The 16376-nt window shown below is 39.7% G+C and carries 14 protein-coding genes and 1 riboswitch; of the genes, 6 read left to right on the top strand and 8 right to left on the bottom strand.

What is annotated here, in order from left to right; genetic code table 11:
• The first annotated feature begins 171 nt into the window (after positions 1 to 171).
• The 3 genes from AC0VZ5_RS03990 (at position 172) to msrA (ending at position 4937) form a co-directional block, all read left to right on the top strand.
• Entirely contained in the window at positions 172 to 1224 is a 1053-nt protein-coding gene (locus AC0VZ5_RS03990) for an efflux RND transporter periplasmic adaptor subunit (RefSeq protein ID WP_475474382.1), read from the top strand.
• Positions 1225 to 1227: 3 nt separating this feature from the next.
• Positions 1228 to 4326 (top strand): efflux RND transporter permease subunit, encoded by a 3099-nt coding sequence (locus AC0VZ5_RS03985; protein WP_138605669.1) that lies wholly within the window; start codon positions 1228 to 1230, stop codon positions 4324 to 4326.
• A gap of 74 nt (positions 4327 to 4400) precedes the next feature.
• Positions 4401 to 4937: a peptide-methionine (S)-S-oxide reductase MsrA gene (msrA, locus tag AC0VZ5_RS03980; RefSeq protein WP_138605671.1), complete on the top strand. Its 537-nt coding sequence runs from the start codon at positions 4401 to 4403 to the stop codon at positions 4935 to 4937.
• Between the two features lie 87 nt (positions 4938 to 5024).
• Here msrA and AC0VZ5_RS03975 read toward each other — a convergent pair whose 3' ends face one another.
• Together AC0VZ5_RS03975 and AC0VZ5_RS03970 are read right to left on the bottom strand one after the other, a co-directional pair.
• Positions 5025 to 6872, bottom strand: coding sequence for a TonB-dependent receptor domain-containing protein (locus AC0VZ5_RS03975; protein WP_475474381.1), 1848 nt, complete (start codon positions 6870 to 6872; stop codon positions 5025 to 5027).
• 37 nt (positions 6873 to 6909) lie between these two features.
• Positions 6910 to 7075: riboswitch (cobalamin riboswitch) on the bottom strand.
• A 307-nt stretch (positions 7076 to 7382) separates the two neighbouring features.
• The gene (locus AC0VZ5_RS03970) at positions 7383 to 7865 is read right to left on the bottom strand and encodes a YajQ family cyclic di-GMP-binding protein (RefSeq protein WP_008113183.1); all 483 of its coding nucleotides are present in this window, start codon (positions 7863 to 7865) and stop codon (positions 7383 to 7385) included.
• A 151-nt stretch (positions 7866 to 8016) separates the two neighbouring features.
• On the opposite strand from AC0VZ5_RS03970, the gene AC0VZ5_RS03965 reads away from it, so the two are divergent.
• Positions 8017 to 8367: a VanZ family protein gene (locus AC0VZ5_RS03965; protein ID WP_008466003.1), complete on the top strand. Its 351-nt coding sequence runs from the start codon at positions 8017 to 8019 to the stop codon at positions 8365 to 8367.
• Positions 8360 to 9262, top strand: a complete 903-nt coding sequence (locus AC0VZ5_RS03960; protein ID WP_475474380.1) for a ketopantoate reductase family protein — start codon at positions 8360 to 8362, stop codon at positions 9260 to 9262. The genes AC0VZ5_RS03965 and AC0VZ5_RS03960 overlap by 8 nt, the downstream gene beginning before the upstream one ends.
• A gap of 26 nt (positions 9263 to 9288) precedes the next feature.
• Here AC0VZ5_RS03960 and thiI read toward each other — a convergent pair whose 3' ends face one another.
• Together thiI and AC0VZ5_RS03950 are read right to left on the bottom strand one after the other, a co-directional pair.
• Positions 9289 to 10746, bottom strand: a complete 1458-nt coding sequence (gene thiI / locus AC0VZ5_RS03955) for a tRNA uracil 4-sulfurtransferase ThiI (RefSeq protein WP_075170684.1) — start codon at positions 10744 to 10746, stop codon at positions 9289 to 9291.
• A gap of 100 nt (positions 10747 to 10846) precedes the next feature.
• Positions 10847 to 11500: a TetR/AcrR family transcriptional regulator gene (locus AC0VZ5_RS03950; protein ID WP_138605681.1), complete on the bottom strand. Its 654-nt coding sequence runs from the start codon at positions 11498 to 11500 to the stop codon at positions 10847 to 10849.
• A 442-nt stretch (positions 11501 to 11942) separates the two neighbouring features.
• Between AC0VZ5_RS03950 and coaD the strand changes: the two genes are divergently transcribed.
• A complete protein-coding gene (gene coaD, locus AC0VZ5_RS03945) occupies positions 11943 to 12434 on the top strand; it encodes a pantetheine-phosphate adenylyltransferase (protein ID WP_475474379.1) in 492 nt (163 codons plus the stop codon).
• A gap of 20 nt (positions 12435 to 12454) precedes the next feature.
• Here coaD and AC0VZ5_RS03940 read toward each other — a convergent pair whose 3' ends face one another.
• The 4 genes from AC0VZ5_RS03940 to argH form a co-directional block, all read right to left on the bottom strand.
• Positions 12455 to 12967, bottom strand: a complete 513-nt coding sequence (locus AC0VZ5_RS03940; RefSeq protein WP_138605065.1) for a hypothetical protein — start codon at positions 12965 to 12967, stop codon at positions 12455 to 12457.
• A gap of 500 nt (positions 12968 to 13467) precedes the next feature.
• Positions 13468 to 14004, bottom strand: coding sequence for a hypothetical protein (locus AC0VZ5_RS03935; protein ID WP_138605067.1), 537 nt, complete (start codon positions 14002 to 14004; stop codon positions 13468 to 13470).
• Between the two features lie 14 nt (positions 14005 to 14018).
• Positions 14019 to 14219, bottom strand: coding sequence for a hypothetical protein (locus AC0VZ5_RS03930; RefSeq protein WP_076920190.1), 201 nt, complete (start codon positions 14217 to 14219; stop codon positions 14019 to 14021).
• A 251-nt stretch (positions 14220 to 14470) separates the two neighbouring features.
• Positions 14471 to 16336 carry an argininosuccinate lyase gene (gene argH, locus AC0VZ5_RS03925; protein ID WP_475474378.1) on the bottom strand — a complete coding sequence of 622 codons (1866 nt, stop codon included), beginning with the start codon at positions 16334 to 16336 and terminating at the stop codon, positions 14471 to 14473.
• Positions 16337 to 16376 lie beyond the last annotated feature (40 nt).

Here is a 16376-nt window from a genome sequence, read left to right as displayed (position 1 = left end):
GCATGATGTTTTGAAGTTCATCAATTAACTCCTATTATTACTGTTAAATATGCGCAATGACTAAGTATCAGTTATTTTTACGCCTAACGCACAAATTAATGAGATACATAACCGCCTTTTTTTGTCCTGATTTCGTACAATACTTATAATCTATTTTCAGGTATGAAAACAATGCACTCTAAACAATCCGGCAAAGCCCTATTTCCATTTATTATTTCGGTACTAATAATTTTTAGCGTTTATATATATTTGCCCGCATCACAGGGCGAGCAAGCTGATTACTCGGCAATGACAACACAAGTCTCTGCGCACACTGTCGAGTCGCAAGAAAATGCCATTATGATTGAAGCCATTGGCAGTGCCCGTGCTAATCAGGCTATTTACATTAAAAGCGCACAAAACGATTATGTCACCAGCATTTACTTTGAAGACGGCGACTTGGTCAGCAAAGGACAAAAATTAGTGCAACTGCAAAACCAACAAGAACAATTTGCAGTAAAAGAACTTAGCATTAATTTACAAGAAGAAAAACGCCAATTAGCTAGGCTTACCGAACTTTCTCGCTCACAAGCGACTGCCAAGTCGTTACTTGAAGAACAGCTAGCCCGTGTTGATGCCAGCGAAGCTCAACTTGAAAGTGCCAAAACTAAACTCAATGAAATGGCTATTACCGCGCCTTTTTCTGGGTTACTGGGTAAACGCGAAATATCGGTAGGCGCTTATATTAGTAACAGCACGATAATTACAACCTTAGATGATATCAGTATCATAAAAGTTGATTTTAAAGTGCCTGAAAAGTATTTAGCTCAACTGAAAAACGGAATGACTGTTCGCACTCAAAACGATGCTTACCCTGATCAAACATTCACCGGTAAAGTAACCCATATAAGCTCACGTATTGATTCAATCACTCGCAGTGTAGAAGTAACAGCCAGTTTTGCTAATAAATCGGGTTTACTTCGCCCTGGTATGCTACTTAAAACTGCACTAGAGCTAAGCAGCAATCAAGCGCTAATGGTGCCTGAAAAAGCAATTATTCCTCTGCAAGATAAACATTATGTTTTTCAAATTGAAGATGGCATAGCTAATCGCATAGAGGTACATGTTGCAAGTAGAAACAATGGCTGGGTTGCAATAGACAAGGGGTTAAAGAACGGCCAGCAGATTGTTACCGAGGGAATAATCAAAATCCGCTCTGGTAGCAAAGTAAGCGTTAAGGGGTAACACGTGAAAATTACCGATACTAGCGTCAAACGCCCCGTTTTTGCGATTGTTATTAACTTACTGTTACTCACTTTTGGCTTAGTTGCTTTTAGTATGCTGCCTTTGCGTGAGTATCCAGATATTGAAACACCGATTGTAAATATTAGTACTGAATATACCGGTGCATCTGCTGAAATTATTGAAACAAAAATAACCCAAGTTATCGAGAACCGTATTTCGGGGATTGAGGGTATTAAAAGTATTAACTCATCGAGTCGTAATGGCCGCTCAAACATTACCATTGAGTTTAATATTAACCGCGATATAGACGATGCCTCTAACGATGTACGAGAACGTGTTGCACGGGCATTAGACAGCCTACCAGAGCAAGTACGCCCTCCTGAAGTATCAAAATCAAATAGTGACGAAAGCCCTATCGCGTGGTTTGTACTTAACAGTGAAACCATGGATTCATTGCAACTTTCTGATTATGCACAGCGTTTTATTGTTGACCGTTTAGCCGTTGTTGATGGTGTATCAAATGTGCGTATTGGGGGAGAGCGAAAGTATGCCATGAAAGTATGGCTTAACCGCCAAGCGATGGCAGCTCGTGGCATTACCTCTAGTGATATAGAGCAAACACTACGCAGTGAAAATGTAGAGCTTCCGGCGGGTGAAATTGAATCGGTAGACCGTGATTTTACTGTGCGCACTGCACGCAGCTATAAAAACCAACGTGATTTTCAAAACCTTGTCATTAAGCGAGGCGAAGATGGTTATTTAGTACGTCTAGGCGAAGTGGCTGACGTAAAATTAGAAGCCGCCGATGATGAAAGCTTATTTCGCGGAAATGGCCGTAATATGATTGGTATGGGTATTGTTAAACAAGCCAAAGCAAATACTCTTACAGTAGTTGATAATGCCCGCAGTGAACTGGAAAAGATTAAGCGTAACCTACCAGAAGGCACCACTATCGAAGACAGTTACGACTCTTCAGTATTTATCAAAGAATCAATTAATGAGGTTTATAAAACTTTAGCAATTTCTATGGGCTTAGTAGTGCTTATTATCTTTATATTTTTAGGTAATATTCGCGCCACACTTATTCCTGCGGTCACCGTACCGGTCGCCTTAGTCGGTAGTTTTATGTTTTTATTAGCAATGGGTTATTCAATTAACTTATTAACTCTACTAGCACTAGTATTAGCAATAGGTTTAGTGGTAGATGATGCCATTGTAATGCTAGAGAATATTCACCGCCGCATAGAACTTGGGGAGCCGCCTTTATTGGCAGCTTATCGCGGCGCCCGTGAGGTAGGCTTTGCAATTATAGCCACCACCCTAGTGCTGATCTCTGTGTTTGTACCATTGGTGTTTATGGAAGGACGAATAGGCGCACTATTTACAGAATTTGCAATGGCAGTAAGTGCCGCCGTGTTCTTCTCCAGTATTACTGCATTAACACTCTCTCCGGCATTGTGTTCAAAGGTTTTAAAGGCCTCTGAAAAAGAAAGTAAATTTAGTCAAGCAATGGATCGCTTTTTTACTAAATTAGAAAATGGATACCGTAACGCTTTAGCGTCAAACATGACCCGCAAATGGGGCTTAATGCTGAGCTTAGTTTTAGCTGGGTTTGTTAGTTATTCATTATTTTTACAAATACCGTCTGAACTTACCCCTAAAGAAGACCGTGGTACCTTTTTTGTACTTATGAATGGCCCTGAAGGGGCTAGCTATGAGAATAATGCCGCTAATATGGCAAAGATAGAAGAACGCTTAATGCCTTACTCTGAATCTGGCGAACTAAGCCGAGTTTTAGTGCGAGTTCCAGGTTGGGGTGGCAGTGGTGGTGTAGCCATTGTTGGTATGGCGGATTGGGATAAACGCAAACGCTCAACCTGGGAAGTCATGGATGAAATAAGCGGTAAAATGCAAGAGGTCACCGATGTACGTGCTTTTGCAATTATGCGCCGTGGTATTGGCGGTGGTGGTTCATCGCGACCGATAGAGTTTGTTTTACAAGGTAATGATTATGCTCAGCTAGCTGATTGGCGCGATAGAATTATTAAACGTGCAGAGAAAAACCCTGGGTTAGTGCGCCTTGATCATGATTATAAAGAAACCTTCCCACAGTTTTTAGTCAGTATTGATAAAAATAAAGCCGCTGATTTAGGCGTATCAGTCTCAGATGTGGGTCGTACACTTGAAACCATGCTTGGCCAACGCCGTGTAACCACTTTTATTGACCGCGGTGAAGAGTACGATGTAATTTTAAAGGGAACTAAAGAAGACTTTGCAAACCCTACTGATATTTCAAATATTTACCTTAAATCTCGCAGCAATGAATTGGTGCCACTCGACAGCCTTATAAGCTTGAAAGAAGAAGCCACCGCCTCGCGTTTAAATCGCTATAACCGTATGCGTGCAATTACTCTAAGTGCCAACTTAGCTGATGGCTATACGCTAGAACAAGCACTAAACTTTTTAAACAATGTTGCCGCAGAAGAAAATGACATTGATGGCGCCATTGATTACAAAGGTGAGTCACAATTGTTTTATGAAGGTGCCTCAGCCATGACCTATGTGTTTGTGCTGGCATTGACCGTGACCTTTTTAGTGCTCGCTGCTCAGTTTGAAAGCTTTATGCATCCGCTTGTTATTATGCTCACCGTTCCACTTGGGCTAATGGGCGCTATGTTTGGCCTGTGGAGTATGGGCTTAACACTTAATATATACAGCCAAATTGGTATTGTGATGCTTATCGGGTTAAGCGCTAAAAACGGTATTCTGATTGTTGAATTTACCAATCAGTTACGTGATAAAGGGTTGGAATTTAGTGAAGCTATTTTACAAGCCGCTACCCAGCGTTTACGTCCTATTATAATGACCTCCCTAACCACAGTTATGAGTGCAGTACCTTTGGTACTCGCCTCAGGGCCTGGCTCGGAAAGTAGAATGGTAATTGGTGTGGTGGTATTTACCGGCGTAACGGTTGCCACCATACTGACTCTGTTTGTGGTGCCAGCTGCCTATTACGCACTAGCGCGAAATACACAATCACCAGAGTTTTTACAGCAAAAGCTAGATAAACAAGCAGCTGAAAAACCACTTAAAGAGATCTAAGTCACTCTGAGCGTCGTAATTAGCTGTTACGGCGCTATTTTGGTGCATATAACCATATAATTGAGGAAGTACTTATGAGTTCGACCACACAGGTAGCAACACTCGGCGGCGGCTGTTTTTGGTGTATTGATGCGGCATTTAGGCGTGTTAAAGGTGTACTCAGTGTTTGTTCTGGTTACACGGGTGGACATACTGATAACCCAACCTACAAAGCTATTTGCACAGGCAATAGCGGGCATGCCGAAGTGATTAAGGTTGAATTTGATTCTAGTGTGATAAGCTTTGAAACCTTACTCGCAATGTTTTTTACCTTGCATGATGCCACCCAGTTAAATCGCCAAGGTAACGATATAGGTACTCAATACCGCAGCGTTGTGTATTACCATGATCAGCAACAACAATTGCAAACACAGGCCGTTATTGCAGAGCTGCAAACTCATGTTAGCGAACCTATAGTAACCGAGGTAAGCCCAGCAACCACTTTTTACCCTGCTGAAAGTTTTCACCAAGACTACTACAATGAAAACCCAGAACAAGGCTACTGTAGTATTTTAATTGCACCTAAATTGCACAAGTTTGAAACCGAATTTAGCGAGTTTTTAACTGAGTAAAAAGACTTTAAAATTCTAACCAGTTAGCCCAGCAATTAGCCCAGCAATTTGCTGGGCTATTTGTTTTTCGGCAACTAAAAGTGATAATTAAAACTGATAATTTGCTCCCACAAAGAAAGTTCTTCCTGCGCTGTTATAACCTAATAGCTCACCACTGGCAGCAAACCCTGTTGTTGCAGTAAAATACTCCTTATCGGTGATATTTTCTATTCGAGCAGCTAACGACAAATTATCGAGCAACTGGTAATTAGCGGCTAAATTAAATACTGTATAGCCTGCGAGCTCCGAGTCATAATACGCAATTGATGGACGCGATGAGCGATACTGCATATCCAAACTGGCATCAAAATCGCCCCATGATTTGGCGAGTTGATAATTAAACGACTCTGAAGGCCTGCGTGGTAAATCTGTATTCGTCTTTTCATCTGTAGCATCTAAAAAACTAACATTAACAGAGTGTTCAAAGCCTAACGCTGAAAACTCAGCCGATAATTCTATCCCCTGCATAAATACTTTATCTATGTTAGTTGCAATATATTTACCTGAGTCTGCATCATAATTATTACTAATTAAATTATTGATACGGTTATCGAAAATAGCAATATCATAACGTCCCCATTGAGTTTCTAGGGTAACACCAAACTCATTGTTTAAGGCTTCCTCAGGCTTAATATTATTATTTGGTAGGTAGTATGGGCTGTTAGTTACAAACGCATTAATTAAAGACGGCGCCCTAAATGCGGTGCCATGATTTAAACGTACCGTTACATACTGATTCGCTTTATATCCAAGCCCAGTACTGTAAGTATTTGCACGGCCGTGGAAGTCATAATCATCGGTTCTGATAACCGCATTTGCTAACCATTGTTCATGACTATAAAACGCGCCTATAAACAATGCGTTGTTATCGCGTTTTTCTTCTGATGACGTTGCTGACGAGTTTGATAAATCCTCAGACAAGTAATTAAAACCACCTGATAAATCAAGCTCTTGCGTTAGGCTATAAAGCCCTCGGTATTCAAACTCAACACGCTCTGTGCTATACACTTGCTGAACATCGGTGCCAGTTTGAGTATTTTCTTCTTGCGATACACTCAATGAAGTACTTTGGGTATATATTTCTGAGGCTTTTTTCCAGCCTAGCTTAGCGGTATAGTTTTCAAAATCGTAGGCATCGTTACCCCATGCGTTATCATACTGCGCTTCACCTTCACTGTACTGAGACTGTAAGCTCAACTCACCTAGTTCAGCCAGTTCATACGCTAAATTAAAGCCAATGTTTTTATTTTTGTAGCCATCATCATCGTGATCTTTGGTGTATTCAGCCACAGGGTCTTTGCCAGTAACATCAAAACCATCTGTCTCTTCATAGCCTAGATTATAATTAAAGCTAAGCGCCTCTTTTGCAAGCCCGCCAGCAAGCTGATAATTACTGTAGCTATGGCTGCCTAAAGTAGCCGAAAGCGAGTTATTTGAGGCTTTACGGGTAATAATATTAATCACTCCGGCTACCGCGTCTGAGCCATAAATAGCCGCTCTGGCACCTTTAATAACTTCAACACGCTCGATACTATTAACTGGAATATTCGTCAGCGATACACTACCTGAGCTTGCATCGCTCACTCTCACACCATCAACCAGTACTAAGGTATATTTAGCACTGGCGCCGCGAACAAATATATCTGCCTTTTGACCTAAACCGCCGTTACGGACAATATCAACCCCAGCTATGGTATTTAATATTGCAGGTAAGTCTCGGTAATTCGCTTTTTCAATATCAGCGCGGTCGATAACTGCCACACTTGCTAATACATCATTTATAGGTTGTTCAAATTTATTTGCAGTAACGGTTATTCTTTCAATGGTTTGTTCTGCAGATGCAGAAAAAGACAGCGCAGCCGAAATAGCCACACCCAATGCAGTTTTATTCATCATGATGTTCCCTATCTCTGCCCACCGCAAAGATGTTAGTAAGTAAGATTACATCAAGGCCGGTCTCCGGACTCAGTTACCATAATAAAATACAGCATAACTTTACCGTTGCGGGGGCAGTGTTGGGATTGACTTCATCAATGAAAACGCACCAACTTCCCGATTATCCTACTAAAAAAATCACACCTTTGAAGTGTTTAGCAAGCACCTTGAAAATAGGCTGCTATTGTTATCTGTTTACTTAAAAATGTCAACGGACGTCTAAACATCTACAATTTGATTTTTGGGGTTCGGGGTTCGGGGTTCGGGGTTCGGGGTTCGGGGTTCGGGGTTCGGGGTTCGGGGTTCGGGGTTCGGGGTTCGGGGTTCGGGGTTCGGGGTTCGGGGTTCGGGGTTCGGGGTTCGGTAATTATCATAGATTCAAAAATAAAAAAGCCAAACAATATAGCGTGTTTGGCTAAATACATGTTGCTTTGAACTAAGCGCCTATAGTGCCTAGCTCGAAACAATAAATTAATCGCGGAAGTTTTTAAACTGAAATGGCTGACCTAAATCGGCAGTGCGTACAACTTGCATAGCAGCTTGTAAGTCATCACGCTTTTTACCCGTTACGCGTACTTCTTCGCCTTGAATAGCCGCTTGCACTTTTACTTTAGAATCTTTAATGGCTTTTACAACTTTTTTAGCCATATCTTTTTCGATACCCTGCTTTAGTGCAACGTTACGAAAAACATTTTTGCCTGCGCGAGAAATCTCTTGAAGTTCTAGGCTCGCAACATCCATTCCACGCTTTGAAACTTTTCCAGCTAAAATATCAAACAACTGCATAACCTGAGCATCTGCTTCAGCTTTTAATTTAATTGTTTTATCGTTTAATTCAATTGAGGCATCGACCCCTCTAAAATCAAATCGTGTTTCTAATTCACGATTGGCGTTATCAACCGCGTTTTGTGCTTCGTTCATTTCTACTTCAGATACAATATCAAATGAAGGCATGATGTTCTCCTAACTAGCTAATCTTAATTTTATGCGGCAATTATAACGTTAAAATGATAAATCTTTACATTTTTCTGCATCTTGTTCAGGTGCGATACTAATTTAGTTTGATATACTGAGGCTTCTTTTTTATACGATTTTAGGATTTTTTGTGACGAGGCGTGTTTACCAAGCTATTTTTTTAATTAGTATTGTCGCATTTACCTTCTTATTTGCTAAAGAGGTAAAAGGGGCTGCAAACTTATTTCCGCATGTAGATAAAGTGGCGCATTTTGGTATTTTCTTTTTACTTGCCATTATAATGGATAAAGCCTTTAAACTGCCGTTATATGCACAAATATTGTTGTTAGCCGGCTATGGTGCCGCAATAGAAATTATGCAAGATAGCCTCCCTTACAGACAAGCATCACTGGCCGATTTTGTTGCCGACTTTATTGGTGCGGCGAGCTACTTTTTAGCTAAAGCCCTATTAACACTGCGTAAAAAGAAGCATTATGGCTAACATACTCGTTGTTGGTGATGGTGCTATAGGCTTGTTATTTAGTCATTTCTTAGCTAAATATCACACAGTTTATGTTCTTACCAAAAAAGGCACAGTAAATACTCGCTTTTACAGCCACAGTAACGCTGCGTCTGAAAAAATTAACGCCACTTTCATCTCACAACAGCAATTAGCTCAAGCTCCTGAATTTGAAATTGTTTTATTCACTGTTAAAGCGTTTGCAGTGCAACAAGCCTATGCCCAAGTAAAGCCTTATCTTGGTAATAATACCCATATTGTACTGAGTCATAATGGCATGGGTAATGTTGAACAATTAAATGCACAGTTAACAAAGCAGCAGTCGTTGTACTTTTTAACCACCAGCATGGCTGGGTTCAAATCAAACCCTAATATTGTGCAGCATACGGGAAACGGGCAAAGTGTATTAGGGGGCTGTAATCAACTAGCTATGCAAAATATTCAACAGCTTAGTGCGCAATTACACACTATTCCGCAATTAATTGTCAGTAATAATATTGAGCAACTGCGGTTTGAAAAGCTACTGGTTAATATTGCTATAAATCCATTAACCGCTCTGTACAATATAAAAAACGGCCAGTTGCGTGCGCCACAGTTCAATAGCTCAATTATTAATTTATTAACTGAAGCGTGCCATATTGCGACCGCGCTTAAACTTAATATTAAGCTTATTGATGCCCTCGAGCGCGCCTATAAGGTGATGAGTTTAACCGCAGAGAATTACTCATCTATGCATCAAGACGTTTTGCATAATAGGCAAACTGAGATCATGGCAATTTGTGGTTATATTAGTGAACAAGGCAAGCAACATAATATTACGACTCCGTATAACGATGCTTTACTTGCTAAAATTTTGGCAAAAAAAAGCGCGGAATAAATCCGCGCTTTTAAAATATTTAGCCATTAACGACGATAGACTTTTACAGTGGTAAAGCCTTCTTCGTGAAGAATAAGCGCTTGTAACTGGCTCATTACTCCTTTTTGGCAATATAAGTAATAGTCTTTACCTTTAGGTAAATCACCAAACTTAGTAGCTAAACGAAAAAACGGTAAATGAATAACTTCAATACCATCAATTTCAAGCGGAGCGGCATCTTCTTCCTCAGGTGAGCGAATATCAACAACAACCGCTCCCTCTGGTAACTCTGTAACTGACTCAGCTTCTTTAAGCTCTTGCTTAGCTTCAACATCGATATCGCGCACATCCATAACACGGGCGTTATCAATAACGGTATCTAATACGTCAAAATCAAACTTCTCTTCTTCTGCTTTAATGACTTCAATTTTAGCTTTAACCGTCGGCTTTTTAGAGATAACACCACAGTATTCAGGCATCGTTTCTGCCATTTCTGCAGTGCCTATTTGGCGCGCTATATTAATGATCTCTTGCTTATCATGTTGGATAAGTGGGCGTAAAATCAGCGTTTCGGTTACACGGTCAATCACGCTTAAATTAGCTAAGGTTTGGCTAGACACCTGACCTATACTTTCACCCGTTACCAAAGCTTGAATATTTAGTTTTTCAGCAACAGCACTACCCGCTCGCATCATCATACGTTTAAGCACAACACCCATTTGGCTGTTCTCAACGTTTTCTAAAATTTCAGCAACAACCGGTTCAAAATCAACGGTAATAAACTTAACTTTATGCGTAGAGCTGTATTGCTTCCATAGGTAGTAGCTCGCTTGCTTAACCCCAATTTCATGGGCAGCGCCACCTAAGTTAAAGAATAAAAAGTGTGTACGAGCGCCTTTACGGATCATCTGATAACTGGCAACGCCAGAATCAAATCCACCAGACATAAGCGATAATACATCGTCTTGTGTTGGCAGTGGAAAGCCCGCCATTCCTAAATGGGTTTGCGTCACTATGTAGGCTTTTTCGTCTTTAATTTCTAAACGAATCGTTACCTCAGGGCGGCTTAGCTTTACTCGGGCTCCTTCAACATGTTGATTAAGCCCGCCACCAACGTAGCGCTCTAATTCAGTTGAAGTAAAATCATGTTGACCTATGCGCTTAGCACGTACACAAAAGGTTTTACCAATAATAGTGTGGCCAACTAACGCAATGGTTTTTTGATAGATGTCATCAAGGGTTTTAAAGTCTGTTTCGGTCACTTCAATAAACTGTACGATGCCAGGAATGCGCTGCAAGCTATCAATAAAATCAAGGCGAGTTTGAGCATCATCTAGTTTTGTAACAACTGAAATATTATCCCAGTTATTACGTACTTGTACTTTTTCGTCAACACGACGCAATACAATTTTAATGTTATTTTCTAACACTTTGGTAAAGCGTTTACGGACTGAACGGCTTTTAATGGCTATTTCAGGGTGAAGTTTGACGATAAATTTAAGCATAGTTTAACTCTTAGACTGCGGGAATTCGCGCACCCAGGTATTGGGCGCGGCGGATTATAGCAAAAAATTTAACGCCTAGGAACTAACCAACTCAACAGGCTTAAGGATTCTGGGGAGCTGAATTTGCTAAAAGAGTGTACTTGTCTCTTAACTGATTAATTTTATTTGCGCTTTTTTCTGTACTGTAAGCCTTAAATAAAGTCAGTACTTTTACAATGCCAGGGTATATATCTTGCTCAACCAGCACACCACTTAGTCTTCTTGCTTTCATATAGGGTGTCCAAAAGCTAACCGTTAATTTTAGCGTATGAGCAAGCTCGATTGCATCTTGTTCATCAATGGCAATAATTTCACTATCCCGCAAGGCCAAAATAATGTTGCGCACTTGCTCAAGTAGCTCCTGCTGAAAATCAATGTAACCCTGTTTTAAATGGCTATCGCGAGCGAGAATATCGCCGAGGTTGTCGTAAAAAAAGTGGTAGCGCCACATTAATTCAAACAGCGAATCTAAGTAAGGGCCGAGATGTTCAAAAGCATCATCACCTTTATTGACTGGCTTAAAGTGAGTACTTAAATGGTCACGATAAAGTGCAAATATGTGGCGAATAATGTCTTCTTTATTTTTAAAGTGGTAGTACAGATTACCCGGACTCATGCCTAAACTCGATGCAATATGATTAGTTGATATTGCCCTTTCACCATGTTCATTAAACAATGAAATACTGGTTTGAATTATTTTATCCTTGGTATTCATATACTCATTACTCAATTTTCGAAAATACGATGCTGCATTAAAACAATCCACTAGGGCCTGTTTATCTTTCGAGGTTGAATTTGCAGCAGTGTGTTTGGTATTTTGGCAAGGCAGAGCCTATGTAGTGTGGTTATTCCCCATAAATAGGCGATAACGCAGCATAAATACCAAACACGCGCTGCCTGAAGGTTCGTCCTAGGGACGATTAACTCTTTGTTGCTCGGCTTTTACTTAGCCCACTAGGTTACAAACCTCGCGCCACGATTAAATCGTCCCTAGTTAGAACAAATTTTAATCCTGAAAGGTCAACAGGCCCTAGTATAAACAAATAGTCAGCGTTAAAACAATCAAGGCATGAAGTTCTTCACAATTTACTTACAAGGCTGCTTTGCACACTAAACACTGCTACACTACGGCTAAAAATAATAACACAGTAAATATTATGAAAGTGACCGCAATCTACCCAGGCACATTTGACCCTCTTACCAACGGCCACACTGATTTAATTCAGCGTGCGGCTAAGATGTTTGATACCGTTATTGTTGCTATTGCTCATAACCCAAGTAAAAAACCGTGTTTTACTTTAGAAGAACGCGTTGATTTAGCGAATGAAATTTTAAGCCATTTAGATAATGTAAAAGTGATTGGCTTTTCAGGGCTGCTAGCAGATCTCGCTCGCGACCATAATGCAAATGTACTGATCAGAGGCATAAGAGCGGTTTCTGATTTTGATTATGAATCTCAGCTCGCAAATATGAACCGCCGTTTAAACCCTGATTTAGAAAGTGTATTTTTAACACCTGCTGAGCGTAATACCTTTATATCATCAACCTTGGTAAAAGAAGTTGCGCGCCATAACGGAGATGTGAGTGAGTTTGTTGATAGCATAGTAATGAAAGCCCTGCAATCTAGGCTGGGGGAAACCAAGCATTAAACTCAACGCCTAGCGTTTCATTATGTTGCGCTAGGTAGCTTCGCTCTTGCTTGAAGTAAAAAGTTCTTAAACCTCACTAAACCCAAAAAGTCTTTATTAATAAAGAAAATAGCTATCATCACAAAATCCATCAGATTAATTCCCAAAGAATAAAATGACCAGAACCACCATGGTGTGCTGTTATTAAAGACTAGCACATCTAAATGCATACCAAAAAATAGCAGTGAGTTTATGCTCAGTCCTAATAATAGATAAGAAGTTATAGTATTTTTATTTATGAAGTTACTTACCACTAAAATAGCCAAGATCGTCACTAAATCAAAAAGTAATAGTTGCGTGTAAGAAATATTTTGAATATCAATGAACAAGCTTGAAGAGTATGAAATTGACATGATTAGCGATAGCCATAAAGCCTCTTTTTTTGATGTATTTATACTCGTTACTAATGAGTATAAAAAAGCCATTAAAAAGCCCCATTGAACAAACGCACCTAGATAAAGAGATACATATGGGTTGAGCAAGAAGTCATTCATTTGAAACATTATTTCGAATAGCTAAATTAAGTTGTTTTTTTACCTGTCGTTTTTTTAAGATACTTGTATTTATTACCAAAGAAATAATCATTAATACATCAATAAAGTTTACTCCTAAAGAGTAAACACTCCAAAGCCACCATTCATCAATATTATTACGTACAAATAAGTCATAATAAATGAAAAATGTTAGCAGACTATTTATTAGTAAGCCTGAAATAATATAATAGCTAGCGAGGGGAGCTTTTAGACAGAAATTCAATAAAATGAGAATAATAGAAATGGTTATATAATCGAAGAGGATCCAGTCTAAGTATACATTTTCTAATATCGGAAAAAAATCACTACAAAAGTAAGAGGAAAACATAATAGCGGCTAAGTATGTTACCGACTTGTCTGGCTTATTAATACTCGAAACAAGTGAGTATAAAAATGCCATTAAAAAACCCCATTGAGTGAAAGCACTTACGTAATCAACCATGCTGTAATCGATGTACAACTTAGTTACAGTCCCTTGCAATTTTAGGTCTTAGGAATAATGATACTATTTTATTTTTGAGTTTGTGTAATCCTAAGAAGTCTTTGTCTACAATTAGAGCAACAATCATTACTAGGTCTATAAATGTCACTCCAAACGTGTATATATCCCACAAAAACCAAGGTTCAATATTTTTATTAATAAAAATATCTAAATGCATTAGCAAAGCTAACATCAAATTAATTGAAAGGCCTATTAGTAAATATAATAATGAAGGAGTCGTAGTTTTACTTAATTTGTAAACGAAAATTAGGCAAATTATGGTTATTAAATCATGTATTGCCCAATCAAAATAAGTAGTATTGTAATAGGAAATCCATGTAAATAAGTAATCAGTCACGGAATAGGATACTACCATAACTAATGAGCTGAGTAATAAAGTCGTTCTCCTCTTAACATCTAAGCTGTAGACAAAGAGGTTAAAAAAAAACGCCATTAAAAAGCCCCATGTCACTAGGGCTGACAAAGAAAACAGACCAAAAAACTCAGCTAAAAACATTTACTACCTTTCTATCACTTTGGACGAGGTAAAAGAATCGTATTACCACGCTGGAGATCAGCACTACCGCCAGCAGCAGCCATCGCCTCTTGAGATATACTAACTGTATCAGATTGTAGGGTTTTAGGGCTAGCAGTTTGTTCCATTGCAGGCTTTAATTGTTGCGTTTTATTGTATGCTTGCATTTGTACTTGGCTGTTCGCTGAAATTTGCATGTGATTAATCCTCTTGAGTATTAAATTTTATTATTGGCGCAAATTTAAATCACACCACCTGCAGCAGTTAGTAAATAACTGCAGTCGCGTTTAATCTATGTTGGTTAATTGACTCAACAACTCGCTTCAGAACAATAAAAGCAAACGATATGCCAACTTTAAATTAATAGTATGTTAATTTAAAAATTATTTTATTTTACTCAAAAAAAAACGCATCGGGGTCACCGTGCGTTTTTTATCCTAGGGATTGCTCAAGCCACGTTTTTGCATGGGATCTCCATGCTATTACTTAGCTTTAACATATATTCCATTGCGACTTCATCACAGTTTTCTTTGCGTAAACATAGCTCGCAATCTTTCATTACTTTTTCAGGTAGGCTCTCTTTATCACAGAAACTAAACCGCTGATTTTCGAAAAAGTCAGGTACACGAGTCAGAACGATGACACGATTGAGTGCCAATTTTTTGGCTTTCACTAATAAGTGTTCAACCAGTTCTCGTCCCTGCCCCGTTACTGCGCTTTTAGGATCAATGCCTAATGAACGTATTTCAGCTAATCCTGTGTCGTAAATATAAAGTGAAGCACAACCCGATACCTGACCGTTTATCTCAGTTACGGCAAACTCATTAATTGAGTGCACCATATCACTTTTAGCTCGCGGTAAATTTTCGCCTACTGTTGCCCAGTGCTGTACGAGTTTAGCAATTGCTTCTACGTCATCTAAGTTGGCATCACGAACCGTTATTTGCTGTTTTTTTTTCGCGTCTTTCACCGCTTTGCTTACTTGCTCTAATGATGTACCGCCAAGCGCTTGGCGTGCCTTAATACAGGCATCAATTTCAAGTACCGGATACACATCACCTTCAAACACTGGATTTACTGATTTATACTGCTCTAGTGAAAGCTCCTCTAACGTTTTACCTTCACTAATAGCTAATTGCACCAACACCCCAACAATATGATGCCCTTCTCTGAACGGCACTCCTTTAGCCACTAAATAATCAGCAAGTTCGGTTGCATTCGCGTGGCCACCTTTTGCCGCTGCAAGGGTTTTATCTGCTTTCACTTTTATACCTTTGATACACGCTTGTGCCATATGAATACACGCAAGCCATGTTGGCATGGCATCAAAAATGCCTTCTTTGTCTTCTTGCATGTCTTTATTGTAAGCAAGTGGCAGTGCTTTTAAGGTCATCATCATTGCGCTAAACGCACCAAACACCCGGCCAGTTTTACCACGAATTAGCTCTAATGCATCTGGGTTTTTTTTCTGTGGCATTAAAGATGAACCCGAGGTCACACTATCGGCCAGTTCAATAAAGCCAGCTTCTCCCGAGTTATAAAAAATCAGGTCTTCAGACATCCGCGATAAGTGAATCATAGAAATAGACGCACAGCTTAATAGTTCAACAACAAAGTCACGATCAGATACGCCATCTAAACTATTTTTAGTCGCACCAGTAAATCCTAGCTCTTGTGCAAGTGCGTGGCGGTCAATCGGGTATGCAGTGCCAGCAAGTGCACCACTGCCGAGTGGGCAATAATTCATTCGTGCTTGGGCATCTTTTAGTCGGCTTTCATCACGCTCAAGCATTTCTACATAAGCCATACACCAATGGCTAAATAACACCGGTTGTGCACGTTGTAAGTGGGTATAACCTGGTAATATTGTGCCAAGCTCACGTTCAGCTAAGCCAATAAACTCTGCTTTAAGTTGCGCAATCGCTTTTAAAATATGATCAGCGGTATCGCGGCACCAGAGTCTAAAGTCGGTAGCAACTTGGTCGTTACGGCTTCGGCCTGTGTGTAACTTTTTAGCTAAATCACCTACTTTTTCAATTAGTGCAGCTTCAACATGCGAGTGAATATCCTCTGCACCTGAAGTGGCAACAGCGTGTGGATTTGCTTTTACTTCTTCAAGTAACTCATAAAGTGCCGATACCAGCTTTTTGTGCTCATCACTAGATAACACATTCACTTGTTCTAGTGCGCCAGCCCATGCAACAGAGCCAATTATATCTTGCTCTGCTAATTGATAATCAAAGGGAAGTGAATCGTTAAACTGTTTAAACGCTTCATCTGGACCCGTAGAAAAACGTCCGCCCCATAATGCCATGAAATCTCTCCAAACCCGATAATAGCCCCTTAATTCCAAG

The organism is Pseudoalteromonas sp. QJM3NY_12, from assembly GCF_056173165.1.
The sequence above is the reverse complement of the archived record's forward strand: the minus strand, read 5'-3'. Positions and strand labels throughout refer to the sequence as shown.